Origin of the sequence: Flavobacterium sp., from assembly GCF_035456085.1 — a bacterium.
Classification (GTDB): domain Bacteria; phylum Bacteroidota; class Bacteroidia; order Flavobacteriales; family Flavobacteriaceae; genus Flavobacterium.
Genome location: NZ_DATIDY010000069.1, coordinates 1 through 25,240, shown reverse-complemented (window position 1 = coordinate 25,240; position 25,240 = coordinate 1). Strand labels below are relative to the sequence as shown.

Here is a 25,240-nt window from a genome sequence, read left to right as displayed (position 1 = left end):
AGATAATAGCAAACAAGTAGCGGTTTTGGTTCCCACGACTATTTTGGCTTATCAACATTATAGAACTTTTAGCGAAAGATTGAAAGATATGCCAGTTTCTGTTGGCTATTTGAACCGTTTTAGAACCGCAAAACAAAAGGCCGAAACGCTTAAACAATTAGCCGAAGGAAAACTTGACATTGTCATTGGAACACACCAATTGGTCAACAAAAATGTAGTTTTCAAAGACCTTGGTTTGTTGATTGTCGATGAGGAACAGAAATTTGGTGTCAACGTAAAAGATAAACTCAAAACGATTGCCGCCAATGTTGATACTTTGACTTTGACCGCAACGCCGATTCCGAGAACACTTCAGTTTTCGTTGATGGCAGCGCGAGATTTATCAGTAATTACAACACCTCCGCCAAACAGATATCCAATAGAAACTAATGTGGTTGGGTTTAATGAAGAGCTGATTCGGGATGCGATTTCGTATGAGATTCAGCGTAACGGACAGGTTTTCTTCATCAATAACCGAATCGAAAACATCAAGGAAATTGCAGGAATGATTCAGCGTTTAGTACCTAACGCACGTGTCGGAATTGGTCACGGGCAAATGGAAGGAGCCAAACTTGAAGAATTGATGCTCGGTTTCATGAATGGAGAGTTCGATGTTTTGGTGTCAACAACGATTATCGAAAGCGGATTGGACGTTCCGAATGCCAACACGATTTTTATTAATAATGCCAATAATTTCGGATTGTCTGATTTGCATCAAATGCGAGGCAGGGTAGGGCGTAGCAATAAGAAAGCATTTTGTTATTTCATTTGTCCGCCGTATTCGCACATGACCGAAGATGCGAGAAAACGAATTCAGGCTTTGGAGCAATTCAGTGAGCTGGGAAGCGGTTTGAACATTGCGATGAAAGATCTTGAAATTCGTGGTGCTGGAGATTTATTGGGAGGAGAACAAAGTGGTTTTATCAATGACATTGGTTTTGATACGTATCAAAAAATTATGAACGAAGCCATCGAGGAATTGAAGGAAAATGAATTCAAGGATTTGTATCCCGAAGAAAATAATATCGAGACTAAAGATTATGTAAAAGACCTGCAAATCGACACCGATTTTGAGTTGTTGTTTTCAGATGAATATATCAATAATGTCACCGAGCGTTTGAGTTTATATAACGAATTGGCAGATGTGAAAAACGAGGAAGAATTGATTATTTTCCAAAATAAATTAATCGATCGTTTTGGACCAATGCCACCAAGAGCGATTGCTTTGATGAACAGTATCCGTATGAAATGGATTGCTATCAGAGTGGGAATCGAGAAATTAGTACTGAAAAAAGGAAAAATGATTTGCTATTTTATTTCCGATCAACAATCGGATTATTACCATTCGAAACGTTTTCATAAAGTGATTCAGTTTGTGCAAAACAACAGTAACATTTGTGTGATGAAAGAAAAGCAGACGCCGGCTGGATTACGATTGTTGTTGACTTTTGACAATGCCAAAACTACGAGAAAGTGTTTGGAATTGATGCAGTTGTTGGGTGGGGAGTAGTTTTAGGGCTTTATTATTTGAATTTGTTTGTTGGAACAAGGGGGTAATTTGATTTTTATTTACTAAAAGATCTTTCTTCAATTAATCTCTTCTTGCCTTCGATAATTACATATTTTTTTAACCAAAGTCCTATTTCATTATACTCATATTCATAATTTTCAGTTTCATAAATAGTTAATCCATCCAGCTTTGCAATAGGAAATACCTTTTTTGGATCAAAACTTCTTTTTAATTCAATTACATTATTATATTTATCATATTTATAATTACAAGTCTCGGTGTTTATTATTTTTGCAGACTCATTATTTTGAGATTTCTCCAATTCTGTTTTGACTTCTTTGACTAAGTTTCCTTTGTTGTCAAATTCTCGATTTTCTTTATAAACTGGTTTACGATTTTGATCATATCTACTGATTGTTTTTGCATTTGATTGTTTATCAAAATCTGAATATATTTCAAATGTTGTGGCATCATCAGTTAATTTTGTAATTGAAAATCTTAGAACATGTTTTAATTCTATTAGTCGATTTTTGTTATCATACTTAAAAAAATTTGCGGACAAAGTATCCATTTTATTGTCATTATGCATATTTTTAAATATTAAATAGCTTTCAATTTTATTGTTTTTTTTATCATAAATATTTTTTTGAATTGAAGCTAGATTATCATTTCTGAAATTTTCTTCTTCTTGAACAAGTCCGTTCAATAATTTATATTTGATCGACCAATTTTTATCAGTATGATAAGATTTTAAAAGATAGAAACTATAGTTTTTAAGTTTTGTGATCTCCTTTTTATCCTGTGAAAAACTAATATTAATTAGTAATAACAGAAATATTGACATTTTTAGATTCATAATCTCAGGGTATAACAGATTTAATTATTTTATAAATGTAATAAATATATTATAAAATCCATAACCCTCATTCAACCAAAGAAAACAAACGCTAACAGGATTACGATTATTTGCTGACTTTTGATAATGTGAAATCGACTAGAGTTGCATTGGAAATGATGCAGAAGTTGGGAGGGGAGTGATAAGAAAATTATTTTATCACTTTAAATTATCTCAAAGAAAAGAGAGTTTTTAAAAAATTCAAATATCTCAAATAAGGAAAGGTCAACATATCGAAAATTCAGACTGGATGAATTTGTAACTAAGACTAGTTATCAAAACAAAAAAAGAAGCTTCAAAAGCTTCTTTTTTTTTGTTTCCAATGAAATGTCCTTGCTAAATTCCCAAATCTTGCAGCATTGGGGATTACGGCAAGGATTTATTCATCGGAATTTGTTTTTGGAATTTAATGGGATAAATTATTTTACAATTTCTTCAATCCTTTCATGTCAGTATCGTTTGCTTCCTTGATGCTGATAGCAACTCCGCCACCAGGAGCAAGGTATTGTTTCAACACCGTTTTTGAACTTACAACAACTTTAGTTACAGTATAATTTTGTGGTTTTTCATTCCAATTAGCATCTTTGGTATCAGCATAAATTGTTGCAATGAATTTTTTTTCTGCTGGCAAGTAGTCAAATGAAATTGTTGCAGTTCTTGCATTTTCATCGGTTATTCCACCAATAAACCAAGCCTCTTTCCCTTTGGCTTTACGAGCAATCGTGATATAATCACCAGGCTCGGCTTCCAGAATATAACTATTGTCCCAGTCTACAGCAACGTCTTTGATAAACTGAAAAGCATCTGGGAAACGTTCATAATTTCCCGGAATATCTGCAGCCATTTGCAACGGACTGTACATGGTAACATAATAAGCTAATTGTTTGACTAGAGTTGTATTGACACGTTGTTTGCTTCCAGTTCCGTAGTACGAAAGATCGGTCTGAAAAATTCCCGGTGTAAAATCCATTGGACCTCCCATCAATCGGGTAAAAGGCAAAATCGTAGTATGATCCGGATTCAATCCTCCCATCGATTCGAACTCCGTTCCGCGAGCTGATTCTTGTGCAATCCAGTTTGGAAATGTGCGGTTTAATCCAGTTGGTCGAACGGCTTCGTGGCTATTAACCATGATTTTATAATCGGCGGCACGTTTGGCAACATTGATATAATGATTGACCATCCATTGCCCGTCATGATGTTCTCCACGAGGAATAATTTTGCCCACATAACCTGTTTTTACAGCATCGTAACCGTTGTCGTTCATGAACTGAAAAGCACGGTCTAATCGGCGTTCGTAGTTGGTCGCTGATCCCGAAGTTTCGTGGTGCATGATGATTTTTACGCCTTTTGCGGCAGCATATTCATGAACGGCTTTGACATCAAAATCCGGGTAAGGCGTTACATAATCAAAAACTTCTTCTTTCCAATTGCCTATCCAGTCTTCCCAACCAATGTTCCAGCCTTCGATAAGGATAGCATCAAAACCATTTGCGGAAGCAAAATCAATATATTCTTTAGCTCTTTCGGTAGTGGCTCCGTGTTTTCCATTTGGCGTAAGCTTAGAAAAATCATCAGTTAGTTTTACATTGTTTTCTTTTCCGAAAGCCCAAGTGCTTTTTCCGGCCACAAAATATTCCCACCAAATTCCGATGTATTTCACTGGTTTTATCCATGAAACATCTTTGTAACTTGTGGGTTCGTTGAGGTTCAATATTAATTTTGAAGCGAGAATATCTGTCGCTTTATCGCTCACAACGATGGTTCTCCAAGGCGATTGTGTGTCAGTCTGCATATAGCCTTTGTTTCCTACAGCGTCTGGCGCCAGATGACTGCGTAATTTGTTGTTTACGGCATCAACTTCCAGGTACATTGCTGGGTAATTGATTAAGCCCGCTTCATGAATATTAATGTACAAACCGTCATCAGATTTCATCATCGAAGGAGTCTGAACCGACAATTCTTTTATTGGCCATTGTGCATTAATGTCAATAGTCGCTTTTTTCATCAGCGAAGGAATCTCAGAAATTTTCGAAGTGGTGTAGGCATACTCATTAGTATCATAATCTCCCGGGATCCAGAAAATTTTATGATTTCCGGCCAAATTAAATTCGGAACGCTCTTCTTTAATTACAAAATAATTTAGGTCATTTTGTTTTGGAAATTCATATCGAAAACCCAATCCGTCATTGAACAAACGAAAGCGAATGCGGATGTATCGGTTGTGGTTTTTGGCTTGGGCCAAAGTAACTACTAATTCATTGTAATTGTTGCGAATGGTTTTTTCTTCACCCAGAACAGGATTCCAGGATTCATCCACAGATTTTTGACTGGTATCAACAATAGAAAAACCATTCATAAATGAAGGTGCATCTTTGATCTCAAGTCCTAAAGCGCTTGGTTTTATTACCGATTTTCCTTTGTAAGAAAGCTGATAGGAAGGCACACCATTTGCAGCAAGCTCAAACTTTAAAACCAGATTTTTGTTGGGTGAATTTATTTCCTGAGCCTGAATTAAAAATGGAGCAAGACACATGAATCCATATAATAAATGGAGCTGTAATTTTTTTAGATTATAAATCATTTTTTTTATTTTTTGGAGTAAAAAGAGTAATGCAAAGGCACACAAAGACAAATAGTTTCGAAGTATTAAAAATTTAAACAAATCATACAATTAATTTAAACAAAAAGCTATATGAATTAAATTTTTGTAGTCTTTGTGGCTTTGCAATATATTTTGAGGGTTGAAAACAGACTTACATTAGACTAATCAATACAACATTTTGTTACAAATATATAAAACAAGTTATAATAAGACTATTTGTGAACCTACCAGTTGGTAGTTTTATTTTTCTGAAAAGGTACTTTAAGCTTCAACTTAATTATCTGTAACTTTTTTTCTACCTAGTCACCTCTTCGATCAGATAAAAAATAGATTTAAAATCAATGCCGCTCATTTTTTCCAATCCAATTTCACAGGTTCTACTCGTAGAAAATCCTTCGTTGCAATTTGTTGGAATTTGTGCTTTTAAATCACGCAATCCATGTTCGTTAAGCTCCGGAATCAGGAAACCTCTATCTCCAGCAAAACCACAACAATTGCTGTCGATTAAAGTAACCTTTTCAGCGCAGAGTTGTGATAAAGCTAGAAGTTGCTCCATCTTACCAATTTTTTTAACCGAGCAAACTGGGAAAACTGCAACAGTATCTTTTTTATTTTTCACAGTCAAATTTGGCATCACATAATCTAGCATAAATTCAATCGGATCGACAATTTTTAAGATATTTGAAAACTCTTCTTTCGAATGGTAAAAACACGGACTCATGTCATATAAAACAGGATATTTTCCTTTGTCAGAAGCTTCCAAAAGTGCTGTTTCTAATGCATTTGATTGTTCGTGATTCGCTTCAGCAAAACCTTTACTGGAAAAAGGCATTCCACAACAAAGATTATCGATAGATTTTGGGTAAATTATAGTAAATCCGGCACGAACTAATAATTGATGAGTAAGTGCCGATAATTGAAGATCATCTTCACTTTGAAAACTATTTTTCCCCATACTTCTATTGATGCAGGAAGGGAAGTAAACGACTTTTAAATCTGAGTTTGTGTTCATTATTTTTTTAGTTTAAGCTGTTTTTTAGCCCCGAATGCACGAATTATTTTTTTAAATCTTTGTTTATCAAAAATTCTGTGTCATCTGTTGTGATTTTCTATATTATTTTTGAAAATTAATTCGTGAATTTGTGGCTACTTTTTCAGCTCCTTTTGGCATTTCTGGAATCCATTTTGGTACTTTTTTAAAACTTATAAAATGAATGCCGTTAGATAATGAAGTCATAATTTTTGTTCCAAATAAAGAATGAAAAAACGAAACTGACTTCAATCCAATTCTTAAACCGGCAGTAGTTCCCGCCATGTGAGAAGCGATATAAGAAGCTACTTTTTTATCACCAGAATCAAGTTTGTTGGCACGCCATTCTTTTACAAATTTTCCAGTATCGATATAAACAGGACAAGCCAAAGCACAAAGTCCGTCTGTTGCACAAGTTTCATCGAGTTGATAAGTAACGTCTTTTTGAATTTCAGCCAATCGTTGTGGATCATCATTAGTTTGTTTCAATCGGCTAATTTCTCTGGCTATTACGATACGTTGTCTTGGCGATAAAGTCAAACCTTCGGAAACGCAGTGCGGTTCACAAAATCCACATTCCATACATTTATCGACAATAGCGTGAGATTCCGGCATTGGTTTTAAATGTTTAAGATGCGCTTTGGGATCCGGATTAATTAAAACATCCGGATTGATTTTATTATTAGGATCAAAAATGGTTTTGATGCGTTTCATGATTTCGTAAGCCGCTTTTCCCCATTCTTTTTCAACAAAAGGAGCCATATTTCTTCCGGTTCCGTGTTCTGCTTTTAAAGAACCATTGAAGCGATCTACAACCAAAATTGCCAATTCAGACATTAATTTCTCGTAGCGATCAATTTCAGTTTGATTCGAAAAATCCTGAGAAAAAACAAAATGCAGATTGCCTTCTAAAGCGTGCCCAAACAAAACAGCATCATGATATTCATATTTTTTGAATAAATCTTTCAAAGCCAAACAAGCATCTGCCAGTTGAGGTAATGGAAAAGCAACATCTTCAATAATAACAGAAGTACCATTTTTTCTTAGTCCACCAACAGTCGGCAGCAAACCTTTTCGGGCTTTCCAATTAAAATAATATTGTTTTGGATCAGTCGTGAATTCATAATCCGTATAAGTTGGAATCGATTGAATTTGGTATCTAATTTGTTCTTGTTTCTGATTTAAAATCAATAAATCATTATCCCGACATTCAACCAATAAAGCACAAGCCGATTCTGGTAATGTTCTAAAATATTTGGGAGCTCCAGGATCATTTTCAACGGAACGGATAGATTCCCGATCTAATAATTCTACTGCAGCAACGGGACTTGATTTTAATAATATAGTAGCATTGCAAGCATCTTGAATACTATTAAAGATAAGCAACGAACAGGATTTATATTTTTCATCAATAATGGTTTTGAATGTTACATTGGAAATAAAAGCCAAAGTACCTTCGGAACCAACCATTAGATGCTTGATAATTTCAATTGGATCTTCGTAGTCAACCAATGCATTGATGCTATAACCGGTCGTGTTTTTTATTTTGAATTTATTTTTAATCAAATGATAAAGAGTTTCATCATTTTTGATCGAATCCCTTAAACTTTCAATTTCTTGAATTAAAGCCGTTTGATTCTTCTTAAAATCAGCCACACTAGTTGAATCGGCAGTATCCAGAAGCGTTCCGTCATGCAATACAATTCGAATATCAGCTATGGTTTGATAGGAGTTTTGAGCCGTTCCGCAGCACATTCCGCTGGCATTATTTGCAACAATTCCGCCAATCATTGCTGCCCCGATTGAAGCAGGATCAGGACCAATTTTTAATCCGTGTGGTGCTAAAAAAGTATTTGCCCTTGCACCCACAATTCCAGGTTCCAGTTTTATTTTTTGATTGTTGTCTAAAAGTTCAAAACTTTTCCAACCATGCGTAACTACGACCAAAACAGAATCGGTAATAGCTTGACCCGATAAACTGGTTCCAGCAGCACGAAATGTCAAAGCAATATCTAGAGACTTGGCTTGTTTGATGATTTCGATGACTTCGAGTTCATTGTGAGCGAGAATAACAATTTTTGGAATCAATCTATAAAAACTGGCATCAGTTCCATAAGCAAGTGTTTGCAATGGATTGGTTAAAATACGTTTGGGATCAATAGATTTTGATAAAATGTCTTTTAACTTCTGATAAGATGGCGCTAACATAATGATTGTTTTTTTTTAATAATGCTAATTTTTAACCAGCGTTCTAAATAAAGCTTCATGTGATGAAAGTGTAAATTTAGCTATAAATAAATTTCAAGAAGTTATTAGCCCAAAATATTCCAAATTTTAGGGTGGCATTTACAATGATGAGAATGGTATAATTATTCTTTTTTTAAATCATTTTTAATTGAAACAGACATCAACGAGACGATTTATCATTTTTTGTATAGGTGAAAACATAATAATTTTTTGCAAAAAGCATCTTTTTTAGACCTCAATAACTCAATCTGATTTTTTTATTAAAAAAATAACAAGTGATTTTATCTACGAAAACAATTGAAATTTTATAAGGAAAAAAGTTTCAATAAAAAAATAGTTTTTTACAACGTTATAGTTGAAAACTAGGCTTTTATGGCCTTATTTCCTGATATTTATCATGTTTTTTATTTATTTATCAAAGTAAGTTTACTGTACAAAATTCACGGACACAAACATACTTTTAAAATAAATAAAAATGCAAAAAGAAAAAAACATTGTAGAGTCTGTTTTAGAAAAAACAGAACCTAAAAAAAATGGAGCTCCAGTTTTGGGAACTAATTCTGCTCCTTTGGTTGACGCAGTTGCACATGTAAATGAATTAGCAAAAAAAGCAGAGGTTGCTTTACAGAAATTTTTATTGTTAAATCAAGAACAAGTAGATAAAATTGTTGCCAAAGTTTCTGTGGCAGCTATCGACAAACATGGAGAATTAGCACTTCACGCTGTTCAGGAAACCGGACGTGGTATATTTGAAGATAAAGCAACCAAAAATATGTTTGCTGCCGAAAATGTAACTAATCGTTTAAAAAATGTAAGAACCGTTGGAGTAATTGGCGAAGATCCAATTAGCGGAGTAGTTGAAATTGCTGAGCCAGTTGGAGTTATTTGTGGAGTTACACCTACTACTAACCCAACATCGACTACAGTTTTCAAAGCTATTATTTCATTGAAAACCAGAAACCCAATCATATTTGGTTTCCATCCATCTGCACAACAATGTTCTAAGGCTGCTGCTATTGTAATTAGAGATGCTGCTATTGCTGCTGGTGCACCTGAAGACTGTATTCAATGGATTGAATATCCTTCAATCGAGGCTACAAATGCATTGATGAATCACCCAACAGTTGCTACAATTTTGGCAACAGGAGGAAATGCAATGGTGCGTGCTGCTTATTCTTGCGGAAAACCAGCTTTGGGAGTAGGTGCCGGAAACGTACCAGCTTATATCGAAAAAACAGCGGATATTAAACAAGCGGTAAACGATATCGTTTTGTCTAAATCTTTCGATTGGGGAATGATTTGTGCTTCAGAACAAGCTGCCATTATTGACACTGAGATTTACAAAGAAACAGTTGAGGAGTTCAAACGCCTTCATGTTTATTTTGTAAATGAAAAAGAGAAAAAACAATTAGAAGAGTACATGTTTGGTGCTGCTGCTAATGGATTCAATTGTTCAGAAGCTAAATTAAATTCGGCTATTGTTGGAAAATCTCCTCAATGGATTGCTGAGCAAGCAGGTTTCTCAGTACCTAAAGACATTGTTATCATCGCTGCTGAGGTTTCAGAAGTTGGACCTAATGAGCCATTGACTCGTGAAAAACTTTCTCCTGTACTAGCAATATTAAAATCAGTTTCAACTGAAAATGGAATCAAATTGTCTGAGCAAATGGTTGAGTTTGACGGTTTAGGTCACTCGGCTGCTATCCACACAAAAGATCAAAATATTGCAAAAGAATTTGGTGTTAAAGTAAAAGCAATCCGTGTAATCTGGAATTCGCCTTCAACTTTTGGAGGAATTGGAGATGTTTACAATTCATTCTTACCATCATTAACACTAGGATGTGGGTCTTATGGAAGAAATTCAGTTTCTGGAAATGTAGGCGCACTCAATCTTATTAACATTAAACGTATCGGAAGGAGAAACAATAATATGCAGTGGTTTAAAGTACCTTCGAAAATTTATTTCGAACCAAATTCAATTTTATATCTAAAATCAATTCCAGACCTTAATAAGGTTATGATTGTAACCGATTTGAGCATGCTTAAATTAGGTTTTGTTCAAAAAGTTATTGATGTCTTGAACATGAGACACAACAAAGTAGATGTTCGTATTTTCTCTAGCGTTGAGCCAGACCCAAGTATTGAAACTGCAAGAGCTGGAGCTGATACAATGAGAGAATTCAAACCAGATACAATCATTGCTCTTGGTGGTGGTTCGCCAATGGATGCTGCCAAAGTTATGTGGTTAATGTATGAGCAACCTGATGTAGCGTTTGAAGATGTAAGACAAAAATTCCTGGATATCCGTAAACGTGCTGTAAAAATCCCTAATTTGGGTGCTTTGGCTAAATTAATCTGTATTCCTACAACATCTGGGACAGGTTCTGAAGTAACTCCTTTTGCTGTAATTTCAGATCATCAAAAAAACATCAAATATCCATTAGCAGATTATGCTTTTACTCCAACAGTAGCAATTATCGACTCTGAATTGACTAAAACAGTTCCTGCTTTTATTACTGCTGACACTGGAATGGACGTGTTGACTCACGCTACCGAAGCTTTTGTTTCTATCGTTGCCAGCGATTATACAGATGGACTTGCTTTACAAGCTATCAAAATGGTATTCAAATATCTTGAAAGAGCTTACAAAGACGGCCATAATGATGATGAGGCTCGTGACAAAATGCACAATGCTTCAACAATGGCAGGTATGGCTTTCGCCAATGCATTTTTAGGAATTTCTCACTCTATGGCTCACAAAATTGGAGGGGTATTTCATACTGTTCACGGACGTACAAATGCAATCTTGTTGCCTTATGTAATTAGATATAATGGTGAAATTCCAGGAAAACTTTCTGTTTGGCCTAAATACACCAACTACAAAGCTGACGAAAGATATTTCGAAATCTGTCAAGCTCTTGGATTACCTGCAAAAGGACCAAAAGATGCACCTGCAATTTACGCTCAAGCTTGTTATGACTTAGCAGTGAAAGTGGGTATAAAAATGAGTTTTAAAGAGCAAGGCGTTGACGAAAAACAATGGTTAGAGAAAATCCACACTATTGCAATGAACGCTTTTGAAGATCAATGTACACCAGCAAATCCACGTTTGCCACTTGTATCTGATATGGAAGAAATTCTTCGCAAAGCATATTACGGAGAAATTTAATTAGTAGTTTTAAAGTTGTCAATTATTCTAATGTTTTAATATTAAAAACATACTACGAATAATTGGTTAAAGAAGCCTTCAATTTATTTTGGAGGTTTTTTTGTTCAATAAAAAACCCTTGCAAACGCAAGGGTTTTTAAAATCTTTATTGATAATGATTTTTTAATTTTTCAAATCTTTAATTACTTTAAAAGCAACATCTACTTCATTTTCACTAACCAAAATTGTAAATTCATTTGAAGTCGAAATTACTTCGTTGATGATGATTCCTTCCCATGCCAAACGTTGGAAAATGAAATAATAAATTCCTGGAACAACAATATTTTCTTTAGGCAATTTTACTGTGATTGAAGCCAGGTTTTCTAATTTCTGAATCAATTTTTCGGCAGCGAAATGTTTTTCAACTAAATGATTTACACTGTTGCTAACGACAATGTTAGTTTCATTTACTCCTTTTGATGAGGTATAAAAAATATCTGGTAATGAGTTGATATCGGTAATTAAATCGGCTTGTTTGTTCAAAACAGTTTCCGAAACAGCAAATGTATAATCTGTCAAAGCGGAACGTACTGTGATTTCACCAATGTTTTTGATGACTTTATTGATCTTGTGATTCAATCGAAAATCAAGTTCTTCGGTCAAACGTTTAAGAGCCATTACAACAGCTCCTTGTTTTACTTCTTTTCCAAATTCACTTTCCAATTCGGTCATGATATTTCTGGATAATGAAGTCAAATTGATAATGCCCAGAGATAAAGCATTTAATAAAAAAGGTTTTGTTTTAATGTAGTTTTCTACAATGGAGGATACAGTTTTCATAAGTTTTTTGGTTATTTTTTGGCTAGTTAGACTGATATTTAACATTTCTGTTTTTAATACCGCGGCAAAGATAACAAAAAAACAATTTGTTACAAATATAACATTGTTAAATTTCTTTAAAAATGATAAAAAGCATCTGTAAGGTGCTCGATTGCAAAGGAATTATTTTGTTCGCCATTCGAGTTTAAATGACGGCTGGGAGCAGTAATAGCGATAATATCAAATCGAATTGAATGATCTAAATCTTTTTGATTGACATACGCATTTACCGCTTTTACGAGCAATTGAATTTTTTTGGGTTTTACAAAATCCTGCGGCAAACCAAAATCTAACGAAGAACGGGTTTTTACTTCGACAATGGCAAGGGTGTTTTCTATTTGGGCGATTATATCAATTTCGGCTTTTTGAAACGTCCAGTTAGTTTCCAAAATGGTGTAACCATTTTTTTTGAGGTAATCCACAGCAAGATCTTCTCCTAATTTTCCCAGTTCGTTATGTTCAGCCATAGTTCAGATTGCAGATTTAAGGTTGCAGATTTAAGGTTGCAGAATTTTAGATTTAAGAAAAAATAGAAGAGAATACAGAAAATAGATCTCTCAGTAATGTTCAAGGCATAAAGGTCTTTTTTCTATGTTCTCTTCTCTATATTCTTTTTTATTCAAAAACTACAGTTCCGCCTTTTTCATTAACCTGCATGCTTATAACATTACCCATAATCAGCGCTCTATTGTCGTGAACGTGTCCTGCAGGGAAATTATACAAAACAGGAATATTGTATTTTTGGGTAACATCCTGAACAATTTCATTTGCATTTTTTCCCCAAGGAATATCATTGTCTTTCATTTTTGTCATGCCACCAACGATAATTCCTTTGATGCTTTCAAGGCAGCCGTTGCGTTTCAGATTCATCATCATTCGGTCAATATGGTAAAGATATTCGTCCAGATCTTCTATAAATAAAATTTTGTCAGTACAATCAATGGCTGATTTCGAGCCTAATAAACTATACAAAATAGACAAATTTCCGCCTACTAATTCGCCAGTAGCTTTGCCAAAACGATTCATCGGAAACGGATCGATTTTATATTCTAATTTTTCTCCAAACAAAGCTGTTCTTAAAGTCGAAATCGATTCGGGCGCCGTTCTCTCTATACTCACAGGCATAGTACCGTGAATAGATTTAAAACCCATTGTGTTAAGATGGTTGTGTAAAACAGTAACGTCACTAAAACCTACAATCCATTTTGGATGTTGTTTGAACTTTGTAAAATCCAATAAATCAATCATACGGACAGTTCCATAACCACCGCGAACACACCAGATCGCTTTGATTTTTGGATTGTCCAGCTGTTGCTGAAAATCAGCAGCACGTTGTTCATCTGTTCCAGCTAATTGATTAAGGTCTAATCCAATGGTGTTTCCAATAATGACTTCTAAACCCCAGGAATGCAATAAATCAATTGTAGGTTTTAAGTTATTTTCAATATTTTTTCTGGCAGTCGCCACAATGGCAATGGTATCTCCTTTTTTCAAATAAGGTGGTGTAATCATAGTAGTTTGAGCTTGACAGTTTATAGATTGTAAAACAAAAATAAGCAATAGCATTGGATACAAAACAGTTTGTTTTTGTATAAAAGAAAATGATTTGAAATGCATATTATGTTTTTTGTAAATGAATTGAATTGTCGCTTATTTTGACTTAAAGCAAAGATATACATATTTTAAAGAAAGCAAATTTATGTAATCAAATTACTATATTTACAAAAAACGCGAGATCAAAATTCAAAGAATAATTATGCTTAAAAAACCCCAATTTTATCTGCTTTTAGTTCTTTTAATTTTTAAAAGTAATGCCCAAACCAAAGCTTTTGTAATTCATACCGCTGCATTTTACAATTTTGAAAATTGTTATGATACAATCAATGATCCAACGATTAATGACGATGATTGGACGCCAACAGGCAATCAACATTGGAGCTCCAAAAAGTACCATCAAAAACTCGAAAATTTAGCCAGAGTATTATCAGAAATTGGTACTTCTGAAAATCCGAATTCGCCGACCTTCATTGGCGGAGCCGAAATTGAAAATCAAAGCGTCTTGGAAGATTTAATCAAACAACCCAAATTAATCGATAAAGATTATGGAATCATACATTTTGATTCCCCTGATAGAAGAGGAATTGACGTGGCTTTATTGTATCAAAAAAAGGAATTTCAACCCACGAGTTTAAGCAAAATTCCATTGTATGTTTATAAAGAAAATCAGCCCATTAAAGAAGAAATAAAAATTGATCCATCCGAAAATCTAGAAACCGAAGACGTAATTCAAGTCAATACAAATAATCATCGGGTTTATACCAGAGATCAATTATTAGTAACAGGTTTTTTAAACGGAGAAGAGATTCATTTAATTGTAAATCATTGGCCGTCACGAGCAGGAGGTGAGAAAAAATCAAGTCCATATCGCGAAGCTGCAGGCGCTTTGAACAGTAAAATCATTGATTCATTACAACGCATCAATCCAAATGCAAAAATTATTACGATGGGAGATTTAAACGATAGCCCCTTTAATAATAGTGTAAAAAAAGCTTTAGGAGCCAAAGGTAAAATTCAGGATGTTGGCGAATTTGGAATTTATAATCCTTTTGAAGAAATGGCGAATAAAGGATTCGGTACAATAGCTTTTAGAGATTCTTGGGATATTTTTGACCAAGTTATGGTTTCGAAATCGCTATTGCAAAAGGAATACAGTTCCTTTCAATATTGGAAAGCTGGGATTTATAACAAACCTTTTTTAATTCAAAAAAGTGGTAAATACAAGGGATATCCTTTACGACATTCATTGACGGAAATTGGTTTTAGCGACCATTTTCCAGTTTATGTTTATTTGATTAAGGAGAAAAAGTAAAGGAGATATTTAAATTTTTAACAGTTGTAGAGATGCACTGCAGTGCATCTCTACAATGTCATGTGTTTACGGCATATACAAAAAGACTAGCGATTAGCGCCTTAGCAGTAAAAAACATTACAAATCAAATCGTTTCCCTTGCTCCGGAAATATTAAATCAACTCCTAGAACATTTTCTTTTTTCAATTGTTCTTTAATTTTCTGAATGTTTTTTGTTGGTGGTTTTCTATGTGTTACAATGATTTTTAAATCCTGTAAACTTCCTTTACCGGCAAATTCTTCCAATTTAGTTAATTCTTTCATCAAATGGGAAGGAGTCAAATGCCCGTATAAAGCATTGTCCGGCTGTTCATTTGGAAACGAAACTTCGATAAAAATTCCTTTTAGTTTTTTTTCTTTAATCAAAGGAGCAACAGCTTGCCATAATAAACGTAAATCATTGCTTTTTTCAATTTCATCAGGACCAGTATCACCCAAATACAAAACGACATTTTCTTCATTTTTGATTAAAAATGCCGTGCTTTCAAAAGGATTCACATGACTTAGCTGAAACGCTTTTACAGTCATTGTGGTATTCGTTAATTTGGTTTCTTCGCCAAAAGCAAGTGTTTGAAAATGATATTTCTTTATCTGAAAACCCGGTCCTTCGTCACCAAAATTTGCCCAGGTATCACCATTAAAATAATGCTTTTCCATCATTTGCATACAATCTTTTGTAGCATAAACGGTCTTCGAAGAATCAGCTGGAGAACCAATAATCAAACCTGAAACATGATCTAGATGCGCATGAGAAATTAGATATCCTTTGATGTATTTTCTAAGAACTTCATCTGCCGAAACTGTAAATGTATTATTGGCAATAGCTTTTTCAATCCCAGCATTTATTGTACCGGCATCAAGACATATGAAATCAGTTGTGTTTTTAGGAGCTAATAAATAAGCTGAAAGATTGGTTTCGTCAATACCGCCTTTTACTCCCAAAGGAACTACTTCAAAAGCTTTTTTCTGAGCAAACAGTTGAGTGGAAATCAAAAAGAAAAAAATGAGATATCTATTAAAAAGTGCCATATGCGGTAGTGTATATTTTTATGTTGTAAAATTACTTTCTTCTTTTTTAATAGTTGTAATTTTTGTTAAAAAGATAACTATCTTAAAAATACAATAGTTTTGTTTAAAGGCAGAGACCTAACATGTTTTTAAAACCTGTTAGGTCTGCTCATCTTTTTATGTCTAAAGGGCATTAAAAATTCAATTTGAAACAATAACTTTACAGAATTATACAACAATTTTAACTAATAAAGTTACAATGACAACAATAGCGGACCAATTCGGAATGAAAGAAGCATTAACGCAATTAGGCGTTAAAACCATAAATGAAGGAACTTCGACAGGAATTAACCAATTTTCGAGTGGAGAACTACTTGAAAGTTTTTCACCCGTAGATGGTAAACTAATTGCTTCTGTAAAAACAACCACAGCAGCAGATTATGAAAAAGTAATGCAAACCGCTACCGAAGCTTTCAAAACCTTTCGATTAATGCCTGCACCACAACGTGGAGAAATTGTGCGACAGTTTGGAGAAAAATTGCGTCAAAATAAAGAAGCTTTAGGCAAATTGGTTTCTTACGAAATGGGGAAATCCTTGCAGGAAGGTTATGGCGAAGTGCAGGAAATGATCGATATCTGTGATTTTGCAGTTGGACTTTCTCGTCAATTGCATGGATTGACAATGCACTCAGAGCGCCCGGGACACAGAATGTACGAACAATACCATCCGTTGGGAATTGTCGGGATCATTTCGGCTTTTAATTTTCCGGTGGCCGTTTGGTCTTGGAATACGGCTTTGGCATGGATTTGCGGGGATGTTTGTGTTTGGAAACCATCCGAAAAAACACCTTTGTGTGGGATTGCCTGTCAAAATATTATAGCTGAGGTAATCAAAGAAAATAATCTTCCCGAAGGGATTTCCTGTTTAATAAATGGAGATTATAAAATAGGAGAATTATTGACAAATGATAAACGCGTGCCATTAATATCGGCTACTGGCTCTACTCGTATGGGGAAAATTGTAGCCCAAACAGTTGCTGGACGTTTAGGAAAATCATTATTGGAATTGGGAGGAAATAATGCAATAATTGTAACTCCTGATGCCGATATCAAAATGACCGTTATTGGAGCGGTTTTTGGTGCCGTTGGGACTGCGGGACAACGATGTACTTCGACGCGTCGTTTGATTATTCACGAAAGTATTTATGATAAAGTTAAGGATGCTGTGGTTTCAGCTTATGGACAATTGCGTATTGGAAATCCACTAGACGAAAAAAATCACGTTGGACCGCTTATTGACACTCACGCAGTTGAAATGTATAACCAAGCTTTAACCAAAGTCGTAGCCGAAGGAGGTAAAATTCTTGTTGAAGGAGGAGTACTTTCTGGAGAAGGATATGAAAGTGGTTGTTATGTAAAACCTGCTATTGCAGAAGCTCAAAATTCATTCGAAATTGTGCAACACGAAACTTTTGCTCCGGTTTTATATTTGATTAAATATTCAGGAGCTGTAGAAAATGCAATTGAAATTCAGAATGGTGTAGCTCAAGGATTATCATCTGCGATTATGACCAATAATTTACGTGAAGCCGAACAATTCTTATCTGCTGTAGGATCAGATTGCGGAATTGCCAATGTCAATATTGGAACTTCGGGAGCTGAAATTGGAGGTGCTTTTGGAGGTGAAAAAGAAACCGGTGGTGGTCGTGAATCCGGCTCTGATGCCTGGAAAGTTTACATGAGAAGACAAACGAATACCATCAATTACACAACGAGTTTGCCATTGGCACAAGGGATAAAATTTGATTTGTAAGAAGAAATAATATTTTAAAAAAAAACCGCTTTTCCTTATTATTTGGAAAAACCGGTTTTTTTATATCTAATTTGTAGTATTTTTATTTAAATTCGCATCAAATTTTAAAGAAAAATGAAGCAAAAAATACTTTTCTTATTACTCATAATCTTCCTATTTGGCTGTAAGAAAAAATCTGATAACATAACAGTCATAAAATCCAATAAGAAAAATATAACTGCTAATGTCATTTCATCTCCAAAAGATAAAAACACAGTTGAAAATTCCAATTCGCCAAAATTTCCAAAAACCGGAAAAAGTATAGAAGATTTTGTATTGTCTTCGTATGAAATAAAAATGCAAGCAGAAGGTTTTTTAAATGATGATAAACTCAAAGACATCGTAATCATATTGCAGAATACAATTGACAATACCGATTCTCGGCCAACGTTAGTCTTACTAAAACAAGATACAGGAGAATATAGACTGCAAGAAATATCATGGGAAGCAGTTGAAGCTGAATGTACTGAGGAATATGGTAAAATGTACGATTATGAAGAGATTAGTATTGACGAGGAGAGAAAGTTACACATTAAACTACAAGGTATAGGACCAATTGGAACAAGAGAAACGTTGTACCAATATATAAACAATCAGTTAGTTCTTGTTGGTATAAACACTTTTAATATGGGAGCAGGTTCTCAATTAGATCAAGAATATAACTTAGTTTCTGGTGAGGCAGATATTGAAATAATAAACACTATGGTAGATAGCATGCCGAGTACACATACAATTAAGAAATTTAAGTTAAAACGAAAAATGCTATTTGTTAGTGATAATCCTAATACCGTTTTAGAAGGCCTTCTTCGGGCAGATTGGTAGCGTTATGATAATTTAAATCTACTAATTTAAGAAACACTTTTTACTAAGAAACTATATGATTAAAGCATTTTTAACCTTATTTCTGCTCGCTGCAATCGCTTTATCGTTGCAATTGCATATTGCTAATGCAGAGCATCATTCTGAAAATTTAACTACTCTGACTACTCCTATTACAATTGTAGTACTGCTATTATTGATTTATTTTTTTAGTCCTCAGAAAACACAATACCGTAAGATTATTAGAGTATTTTTAATAATCTGTAGTATTCTTTCTGCACTTTTTTTCACGGCTTTTTGGTATGTTGTACAATTAGCAAAAGCATTTGCACATTAATTATGAAATATTTCGAAAAAAGAGAAGACATTATAAACGGGTTGCTTACAATTTTACTTTTGATAATTCTTGTGGCTAATGCTGTCCAGAAGTACAACTATAAAGCAGACGAAAGGTTTGAATGGAGTAGTGGCGTTTTGAGTAGCAAAGGTAACGTGGTGCAAGTCAGCGGTTGCTATTTCTATCATACAAGTTATTTGAATTACGTCGTTGACAAAAAAAGTATAATTGATGATGGTTGGGATGATATAAATTATTCTGAGGAAAGCATAAGTGATGCGTTTTACCCTGATAGTCTGTCGATAAGTTGGTTTTCGTACAATGAAAAAAAGTTTTATGAAGGTAAGTTTGTCTTGCCGTATAAAATTATTTTACAAAAAGCAAAACAGCTAAGAATGGCAGCTAGTCAGGACGAAAATAATTTTACAGTGGAAAATTCAGATAAAATTCATCTTAGCTTTTTGGCAGAAATATTGCCAAAAGGAAAACTCGTAGTATGGATTTCGAATGATGATAAGAATTTGAAAATTGGTAAATATCAGGCAAAAATAGTAAATGCAACCTGGCATGTTTTTGACGACAGTCATGAAACAGATACTACATCAAATATTGATATACCTACAAAAGTAGCTTTGGTAATGGAGCGATGTCCTTATACAATTGAAGTTAAATTGCCTAGCGGATTTCATTTAAGAGATTCAGATTTTATTTTCTTTAATCAAAACCATTGGTATTTCGACAGCAGAGAACCCGAAAAAATTCCAGTTTTTTATGGGATTCCTGATCATGTTCGTTTATCGTGGGGTAATGGTAAAAAAGAATTTTCATCTCAATTTGTTTTTAAAGAGGATGAGATTTTAAACTTTTTTAGAACGTTAAAAGTTCAGCAAAATCAGAAACCCTTATTATTAGAATTGAAGATAAATAATACTAATGACAGTATACATGCAACGCTTAAAAATGCTAACAAATCTTTAAAGATTTTGCCTTCTTATATGGAAGTTTACCCATTAGCTGTTGGAAATAATGTTGTAGAAAGCAAATGAATTAGTTTATTAGAATAAATTTTAAAATAACAAAATGAGTTTAATTTTATTGGCGGGTATTACGCCTTATGGATATGGATTTTTTGCGATCATCTTATTGTCTATTTTGACTGCTTATGTATTGCTTGGTTTGTCGGACAAGAACAAGAAAACGGGTTGTTTCTCTGTTGGATTTGTTGGATTTCTTATTTGCTTTGTTTTAATGTTTCCCTTTATTTTATCTATTAGAATTATTGAAGAAGAAATAACAGTGGCAACAATAGCAGTTGTTGTTTTTTGGGTTTTAGTTTTTGGTGTCGTAGCATATGTTGGAATAACGAAAAAACAAGAGGCATTTAATAGTGGAATTTTTAGAGTGTTAAGATTTCTTTTTTTTGCAATAGCTTCAGGCCTGTTTTTAGTACTGTTTTTCGGCATGGCTTATTTTTTATATCAATGCTTTTTTACTCACGAAAAAGATAATGTTCCTGTTTGGGCAGTTTTACTATGTATTTTTTTTGTAGCTACACTTATTTTAGTTGTTTTTGGTCTTTTAAGTAAAAATACGGAAGCTGATAAAAAAGAAAAAACCACTTTTTATGATTTGGAAGCTGCAAAATTAAAGCCTGAATCGGTTGTTGAATTAGATTTGGCGAATACTAAAATAGATACGTTTCCTCTAGCGATTTTACAATTCAAGAACATACAATACCTTGTTTTGAATAACAATAATATTAGCGAAATCCCAAATGAAATAAACCAATTGCAGTCTTTAATTGGTTTAGATCTAAGCAATAACCCAATTTCTGATTTAGAAAGAAACAAGATACGAAAGTTGTTTTCTAAGGAAGTCGAAATTGTATTTTAAAGGATTTTAATAGTAAATAATAGATTTTACATTTTTTATAATGAACGAATTTTTATCTTTTTTTGAACGTAATAGTGTAGATGGAACACATGTTGTTTTTATGATGCTTTTTAGCCTTGGAATTGCATTATTTCATACCGTAATTTTTTCTGGTTTGTATAATTTAAAATTTCCAACTTGGCTCTTTTTTGTTTTATGTCCATCACTTATTGGCTTAGCTTTTTTGGTTCATCCAAAATATGCACTAATGATATTCTTGTTTTTATTTGTATCTGTATTTCTTTTCGGGATCATAGGAATGATTTATTCTATGATTTTAAAGAATAAAGAAGATAGGATCGCGAAAGAAAAATTTGATAGACTACATAACATTTCGAAAACTCCTTTGAGTAAAAAATTATTTGGAGTTCTTATGATGGGTGGTATTATTTGGGTTTATTTTTATTTAGCAGAAAGAGAACAACTAAAGCTACTTCTTCTAATCATTCCTGGTCTAATCTTTTTAAATAGATTTTTTTTCCCAAGTAATAAAAGTAAGTTTCTTAAGCTTCAAGCTGTTTTGCCAACTTCAAAAATAGACAGTATTGCTATGGGTATGGTCGAAGTTGAAGGAGATTTGGAGGAAATTGAGCCTATTATTTCACCTTATTTTAACAAACCCTGCATAGGATATTATTACACTATTGAAGAGGAAGGTCCAGCTGATGATGACGGCAAAAGATCTTACAAAACTATTTTCACAGAACTTAAAACGGGTATTTTTAAGATAAAAGATGAAACTGGAGTTGTTACTGTAAATGGGGAAGGATTGGAGTTCTATTTTGATAGAATAGATAACCAAAGGGGCGGAAAAACGCGACATTCAGAAACGTACTTAAAAAATAATGATTACATGTTTCTCATTGGTTATGCAAGTTCAGACAACGGTAATGTTATTATCAAAAAAGAAAATCCTAAAGGTATTTTTGGCATTGCAAATCCAAAGAGTATCTCATTTAGGAACAAATACCAGCCGTTACTTATTTCGTTTCTAACAACATTATTTTTTATTACGCTTATTATTATTTACATTATCTTAAACTAAACAAATATGACTACCCAAAACATTGCTTTAATTGCAGGATTGATTTTACTAATTGTATTTTTCAATTTTTTTATTGGCATTTATAATAAGTTGGTTATGCTGAAAAACAATTTCGAAAAAGCCTTTATGAATATCGATGTTATCTTGATGCAAAGAGCCGACGAAGTGCCAGAATTAGTAAAAGTAGCATCCAAATTTATGGAACATGAAACAGCTATATTGACTAATCTTACTAAGTTGCGTACTGATTTTTTGAATTCAAAAACTGTTGACGATAAGATAGAAAATGCAAATGAATTTTCGAAATCGATCAAAACTTTGTTTTCTGTTTCAGAAAATTATCCAACGCTTTCATCCAATTCGAATTTTCTTGAATTGCAAAAAAGAGTTTCTCAAATGGAAGATAAAATTGCTGATAGAAGAGAATTTTTTAATGATAGTGTAAATCTTTATAATGTTGGAATACAGGAATTTCCAAATTTTATTTTAGCAAAAATGGTTGGATATAAAACACAAAACTTATTTAATGTTTCATCTGAAGAAAAAGCATATGATGGAATTCAATTTTAGCACTTTTTTCGGTTATGAAAACGACATAAACAAGCTCAAAGATTTAGTTTTGATTTATGGTTTCGCAACTGTAATTTTTGGTATACTAGGACTCATATTCATTGGAGTAATAATAAGAAAGCTTGGTTTTAATGTTATTAATAGCTATTTTATTTCTCCTTTAATGTTATGTTTGGGGCTTACATTTGTTGTGTCAATATTACCAACAATAATTTTTTATGCTGTAGCTTCGGATGTTTCGGGTGTAAAAATAGTTTACAGTTGGTTAACTATTTTTACAGGAATGTTGTTTTTTACCATGTTGAATCTTAACACAATCAAAAAATTCGTAAAAGAATTTGAAAAGCTTATAGGACAAGAAGAATTTAGAAATAGAAACAAATAAAATGAGTTTGCCATTGGCACAAGGAATAAAATTTGATTTGTAAGCTTGATTATTCATTAACATCCTGCAAGGTTTTTTTAACACAAGTGTTCGGATGACAATAAAAGTTAGATATTTCACAACATGCTGTCCACAAAGTTTGTCATTCCGAGGAACGAGGAATCTCAGCAAGTAATTCCGCAATCAAAATCCCAATCTTTGTCGAGCTTCTAACAGAGATTCCTCGTTCCTCGGAATGATAATATTGTGTGAAAAATGAGTCCAACAATATCTTTCTCATCTTCCGAACACTTGTGTTTTTTTAACCTTGTAGGTATGAATATTGAAAGGATAATACCTACAAGGTCTCGAAAAAGACCTTGCAGGAAAGCTTAAAACCGTTGACTTTTTTTAATATTAACAAAATGCTACAAAAGTTGTTGCTTAGCCCCGATAGGAGTGAAAATCCTTTTGTGCCGGGGTTCGGCACAAAAGATTGTAACGGATAGCGGGACAACTGTTGATGAAAAATTAAATGCTTCTGCTCCTAAAAATCAATAATCAAATCAATTTATTCAGGATTTGTTTTTTTATCAAATAAATACAAAATAAAACCTAATAAAATAATGGACAGTCCTACTAAACTTTCTTTTGGGTGTGCAACAAATGTAAAATAACAGATGTAAATCCCAAAAGCTAAGAACACGACTGGAAAAATCCAGAAATATTTCCCTTTAAAAATGTGTCTTTTATTGGAAGGAATTGTAAAAACCGTTGCAACCGCCAGTGTCGCTAATATTTGAAGCAAAAAGGAAGAATAGATAAAAATTTCTTCGAATTCGCCAGTCAAAATGATCAGAATTGCGATAAAGGCATGAACCCATAAAGCCAAATAAGGAATGCCATTTTTGGATTTATTCATGAAACTCCAAAGTTTATTTTCTTTTGAAGTCGCAAAACTCAATCGGGAACCAATCCATAAATAACCGCTGATTGTAGCAATTAACTGGGCTGCAATAAAGAAGCAAACCCATTTTGCACCATTCAATCCCAAAAAATTCTTTGCAGCAATTGAAGCGACATCTTCCTGATTGACCAATGAAGCAATTGAAGCGTGTTTTAGAAAAACATAATTGATTGAAATGTAAACCAAAGTCACAAAGAGCGTTCCAATAAGGAGTGATTTTGGAAGATTCTTTTTTGGGTTTTTTATTTCCCCGACAATATAGGAAGCGGAATTCCAGCCCGTATAAGCAAAAGAAACGAAAACCAGCGAACTCGCAAATTCCGGCATTTGAATTTCTTTTACCCAACTATTATCGAAATTTAAACTGTTTGGACCTTGCGGAGCATAATATAATCCTAGGGCAATTAAGCCTAAAACAAACAAAACCTTCAGTAAGGTAAAGCCGTTTTGAAAACCACTGCTCATCTTTAAACTAAAGGATTGCGAAAGCGCCGTTAAAATAATAATTGCTATGGCAAACTCTTTTCCAAGTTCTAATCCGAAAATTTGCAAGTACTTGCTCATCGCTAAGGCTGCCAATGCAACGGGTGCAGAAAAGCCCACAATCAACGAAATCCAACTGGTTAAATAGCCAAAAAAAGGATGAAAACCGCGAGACAAATAAATATAATCGCCTCCGGATTCTTTGTAATAATTCCCTAATTCTGAATAGCAAAAAGCCCCAAACATTGCTAAAACGCCGCCAATAAACCAAAGTAAAATGATGGAATAGGTATTGGTCAAAGAAGCAACCTGATAGCCCAAAGACGTAAAAATCCCGGTGCCAATCATGTTCGAAACCACTAATGCTGTGGCCGTAAGCCATGTTATTTTTTTCAAAGCTGAAAGTGTGTATTAAATAAAAAAAATTGCCAAGGTTTTAGCCTTGGCAAAGTATAAAATGTTTTATAAACGGAAACTTAATCTTGCAAAATAGTAAGCACCTGTTGTTCCCATTTGAACTGGCGCGTATTTAAACACTCCAAAATAACTGTTTTCATAAACTTGTTTGTCTGGGAAAACATCAAATAAATTATTGGCTCCAA

Annotated in this window: 20 protein-coding genes; 11 read left to right on the top strand and 9 right to left on the bottom strand. The window is 33.7% G+C overall.

The features are described 5' to 3' along the window. The coding region (locus VLC96_RS05520) for a TRCF domain-containing protein (protein WP_325261177.1) at nt 1–1,549 on the top strand (1,549 nt) is incomplete at its 5' end. 55 nt (nt 1,550–1,604) lie between these two features. Here the strand turns inward: VLC96_RS05520 and VLC96_RS05515 are convergent. The 4 genes from VLC96_RS05515 to VLC96_RS05500 form a co-directional block, all read right to left on the bottom strand. Next, nucleotides 1,605–2,393 carry a hypothetical protein gene (locus VLC96_RS05515; RefSeq protein ID WP_325261176.1) on the bottom strand — a complete coding sequence of 263 codons (789 nt, stop codon included), beginning with the start codon at nt 2,391–2,393 and terminating at the stop codon, nt 1,605–1,607. 475 nt (nt 2,394–2,868) lie between these two features. After that, nucleotides 2,869–5,028, bottom strand: a complete 2,160-nt coding sequence (locus VLC96_RS05510) for a glycoside hydrolase family 97 protein (RefSeq protein ID WP_325261175.1) — start codon at nt 5,026–5,028, stop codon at nt 2,869–2,871. 316 nt (nt 5,029–5,344) lie between these two features. Further along, nucleotides 5,345–6,061, bottom strand: coding sequence for a (Fe-S)-binding protein (locus tag VLC96_RS05505; protein ID WP_325261173.1), 717 nt, complete (start codon nt 6,059–6,061; stop codon nt 5,345–5,347). Between the two features lie 102 nt (nt 6,062–6,163). Continuing rightward, nucleotides 6,164–8,287 (bottom strand): FAD-binding and (Fe-S)-binding domain-containing protein, encoded by a 2,124-nt coding sequence (locus tag VLC96_RS05500; RefSeq protein WP_325261172.1) that lies wholly within the window; start codon nt 8,285–8,287, stop codon nt 6,164–6,166. A 514-nt stretch (nt 8,288–8,801) separates the two neighbouring features. Here VLC96_RS05500 and adhE point away from each other — a divergent pair. After that, nucleotides 8,802–11,495: a bifunctional acetaldehyde-CoA/alcohol dehydrogenase gene (gene adhE, locus VLC96_RS05495; RefSeq protein ID WP_325261171.1), complete on the top strand. Its 2,694-nt coding sequence runs from the start codon at nt 8,802–8,804 to the stop codon at nt 11,493–11,495. 162 nt (nt 11,496–11,657) lie between these two features. Here the strand turns inward: adhE and VLC96_RS05490 are convergent, their stop codons facing one another. From VLC96_RS05490 to VLC96_RS05480, 3 genes are all read right to left on the bottom strand, one after another. Next, a complete protein-coding gene (locus VLC96_RS05490) occupies nt 11,658–12,314 on the bottom strand; it encodes an aspartate kinase (protein WP_325261169.1) in 657 nt (218 codons plus the stop codon). Between the two features lie 116 nt (nt 12,315–12,430). Continuing rightward, entirely contained in the window at nt 12,431–12,820 is a 390-nt protein-coding gene (locus VLC96_RS05485) for a YraN family protein (RefSeq protein ID WP_325261168.1), read from the bottom strand. A 148-nt stretch (nt 12,821–12,968) separates the two neighbouring features. Further along, nucleotides 12,969–13,970: a S66 peptidase family protein gene (locus VLC96_RS05480; protein ID WP_414655564.1), complete on the bottom strand. Its 1,002-nt coding sequence runs from the start codon at nt 13,968–13,970 to the stop codon at nt 12,969–12,971. 139 nt (nt 13,971–14,109) lie between these two features. On the opposite strand from VLC96_RS05480, the gene VLC96_RS05475 reads away from it, so the two are divergent. Beyond that, nucleotides 14,110–15,222: an endonuclease/exonuclease/phosphatase family protein gene (locus VLC96_RS05475; RefSeq protein WP_325261167.1), complete on the top strand. Its 1,113-nt coding sequence runs from the start codon at nt 14,110–14,112 to the stop codon at nt 15,220–15,222. A 117-nt stretch (nt 15,223–15,339) separates the two neighbouring features. Here VLC96_RS05475 and VLC96_RS05470 read toward each other — a convergent pair whose 3' ends face one another. After that, entirely contained in the window at nt 15,340–16,290 is a 951-nt protein-coding gene (locus VLC96_RS05470; RefSeq protein ID WP_325261166.1) for a 3',5'-cyclic-nucleotide phosphodiesterase, read from the bottom strand. A 238-nt stretch (nt 16,291–16,528) separates the two neighbouring features. Between VLC96_RS05470 and amaB the strand changes: the two genes are divergently transcribed. From amaB to VLC96_RS05430, 8 genes are all read left to right on the top strand, one after another. Then, nucleotides 16,529–18,082, top strand: a complete 1,554-nt coding sequence (amaB, locus tag VLC96_RS05465) for an L-piperidine-6-carboxylate dehydrogenase (RefSeq protein WP_325261165.1) — start codon at nt 16,529–16,531, stop codon at nt 18,080–18,082. A gap of 114 nt (nt 18,083–18,196) precedes the next feature. Next, a complete protein-coding gene (locus tag VLC96_RS05460; protein ID WP_325261163.1) occupies nt 18,197–18,943 on the top strand; it encodes a hypothetical protein in 747 nt (248 codons plus the stop codon). Nucleotides 18,944–18,998: 55 nt separating this feature from the next. After that, entirely contained in the window at nt 18,999–19,277 is a 279-nt protein-coding gene (locus VLC96_RS05455; protein WP_325261161.1) for a hypothetical protein, read from the top strand. A 2-nt stretch (nt 19,278–19,279) separates the two neighbouring features. Beyond that, nucleotides 19,280–20,323 (top strand): DUF2931 family protein, encoded by a 1,044-nt coding sequence (locus VLC96_RS05450; protein ID WP_325261160.1) that lies wholly within the window; start codon nt 19,280–19,282, stop codon nt 20,321–20,323. A 34-nt stretch (nt 20,324–20,357) separates the two neighbouring features. Further along, nucleotides 20,358–21,170, top strand: a complete 813-nt coding sequence (locus VLC96_RS05445) for a leucine-rich repeat domain-containing protein (RefSeq protein WP_325261159.1) — start codon at nt 20,358–20,360, stop codon at nt 21,168–21,170. 40 nt (nt 21,171–21,210) lie between these two features. Continuing rightward, nucleotides 21,211–22,254 carry a hypothetical protein gene (locus tag VLC96_RS05440; RefSeq protein ID WP_325261157.1) on the top strand — a complete coding sequence of 348 codons (1,044 nt, stop codon included), beginning with the start codon at nt 21,211–21,213 and terminating at the stop codon, nt 22,252–22,254. 6 nt (nt 22,255–22,260) lie between these two features. Further along, complete coding sequence (locus tag VLC96_RS05435) at nt 22,261–22,824, top strand: LemA family protein (RefSeq protein ID WP_325261155.1); 564 nt, start codon at nt 22,261–22,263, stop codon at nt 22,822–22,824. After that, a complete protein-coding gene (locus tag VLC96_RS05430; RefSeq protein WP_325261153.1) occupies nt 22,805–23,209 on the top strand; it encodes a hypothetical protein in 405 nt (134 codons plus the stop codon). The genes VLC96_RS05435 and VLC96_RS05430 overlap by 20 nt, the downstream gene beginning before the upstream one ends. A gap of 550 nt (nt 23,210–23,759) precedes the next feature. On the opposite strand, the gene VLC96_RS05425 is transcribed toward VLC96_RS05430, so the two are convergent. Continuing rightward, nucleotides 23,760–25,034 carry an APC family permease gene (locus VLC96_RS05425; RefSeq protein WP_325261151.1) on the bottom strand — a complete coding sequence of 425 codons (1,275 nt, stop codon included), beginning with the start codon at nt 25,032–25,034 and terminating at the stop codon, nt 23,760–23,762. Nucleotides 25,035–25,240 lie beyond the last annotated feature (206 nt).

Excerpts from the sequence above, each read along its gene's own strand:
- VLC96_RS05515 (WP_325261176.1), bottom strand. The coding sequence starts at position 2,393 with ATGTCAATATTTCTGTTATTACTAATTAATATTAGTTTTTCACAGGAT.
- VLC96_RS05510 (WP_325261175.1), bottom strand. The coding sequence starts at position 5,028 with ATGATTTATAATCTAAAAAAATTACAGCTCCATTTATTATATGGATTC.
- VLC96_RS05505 (WP_325261173.1), bottom strand. The coding sequence starts at position 6,061 with ATGAACACAAACTCAGATTTAAAAGTCGTTTACTTCCCTTCCTGCATC.
- VLC96_RS05500 (WP_325261172.1), bottom strand. The coding sequence starts at position 8,287 with ATGTTAGCGCCATCTTATCAGAAGTTAAAAGACATTTTATCAAAATCT.
- adhE (WP_325261171.1), top strand. The coding sequence starts at position 8,802 with ATGCAAAAAGAAAAAAACATTGTAGAGTCTGTTTTAGAAAAAACAGAA.
- VLC96_RS05490 (WP_325261169.1), bottom strand. The coding sequence starts at position 12,314 with ATGAAAACTGTATCCTCCATTGTAGAAAACTACATTAAAACAAAACCT.
- VLC96_RS05485 (WP_325261168.1), bottom strand. The coding sequence starts at position 12,820 with ATGGCTGAACATAACGAACTGGGAAAATTAGGAGAAGATCTTGCTGTG.
- VLC96_RS05480 (WP_414655564.1), bottom strand. The coding sequence starts at position 13,970 with ATGCATTTCAAATCATTTTCTTTTATACAAAAACAAACTGTTTTGTAT.
- VLC96_RS05475 (WP_325261167.1), top strand. The coding sequence starts at position 14,110 with ATGCTTAAAAAACCCCAATTTTATCTGCTTTTAGTTCTTTTAATTTTT.
- VLC96_RS05470 (WP_325261166.1), bottom strand. The coding sequence starts at position 16,290 with ATGGCACTTTTTAATAGATATCTCATTTTTTTCTTTTTGATTTCCACT.
- amaB (WP_325261165.1), top strand. The coding sequence starts at position 16,529 with ATGACAACAATAGCGGACCAATTCGGAATGAAAGAAGCATTAACGCAA.
- VLC96_RS05460 (WP_325261163.1), top strand. The coding sequence starts at position 18,197 with ATGAAGCAAAAAATACTTTTCTTATTACTCATAATCTTCCTATTTGGC.
- VLC96_RS05455 (WP_325261161.1), top strand. The coding sequence starts at position 18,999 with ATGATTAAAGCATTTTTAACCTTATTTCTGCTCGCTGCAATCGCTTTA.
- VLC96_RS05450 (WP_325261160.1), top strand. The coding sequence starts at position 19,280 with ATGAAATATTTCGAAAAAAGAGAAGACATTATAAACGGGTTGCTTACA.
- VLC96_RS05445 (WP_325261159.1), top strand. The coding sequence starts at position 20,358 with ATGAGTTTAATTTTATTGGCGGGTATTACGCCTTATGGATATGGATTT.
- VLC96_RS05440 (WP_325261157.1), top strand. The coding sequence starts at position 21,211 with ATGAACGAATTTTTATCTTTTTTTGAACGTAATAGTGTAGATGGAACA.
- VLC96_RS05435 (WP_325261155.1), top strand. The coding sequence starts at position 22,261 with ATGACTACCCAAAACATTGCTTTAATTGCAGGATTGATTTTACTAATT.
- VLC96_RS05430 (WP_325261153.1), top strand. The coding sequence starts at position 22,805 with ATGATGGAATTCAATTTTAGCACTTTTTTCGGTTATGAAAACGACATA.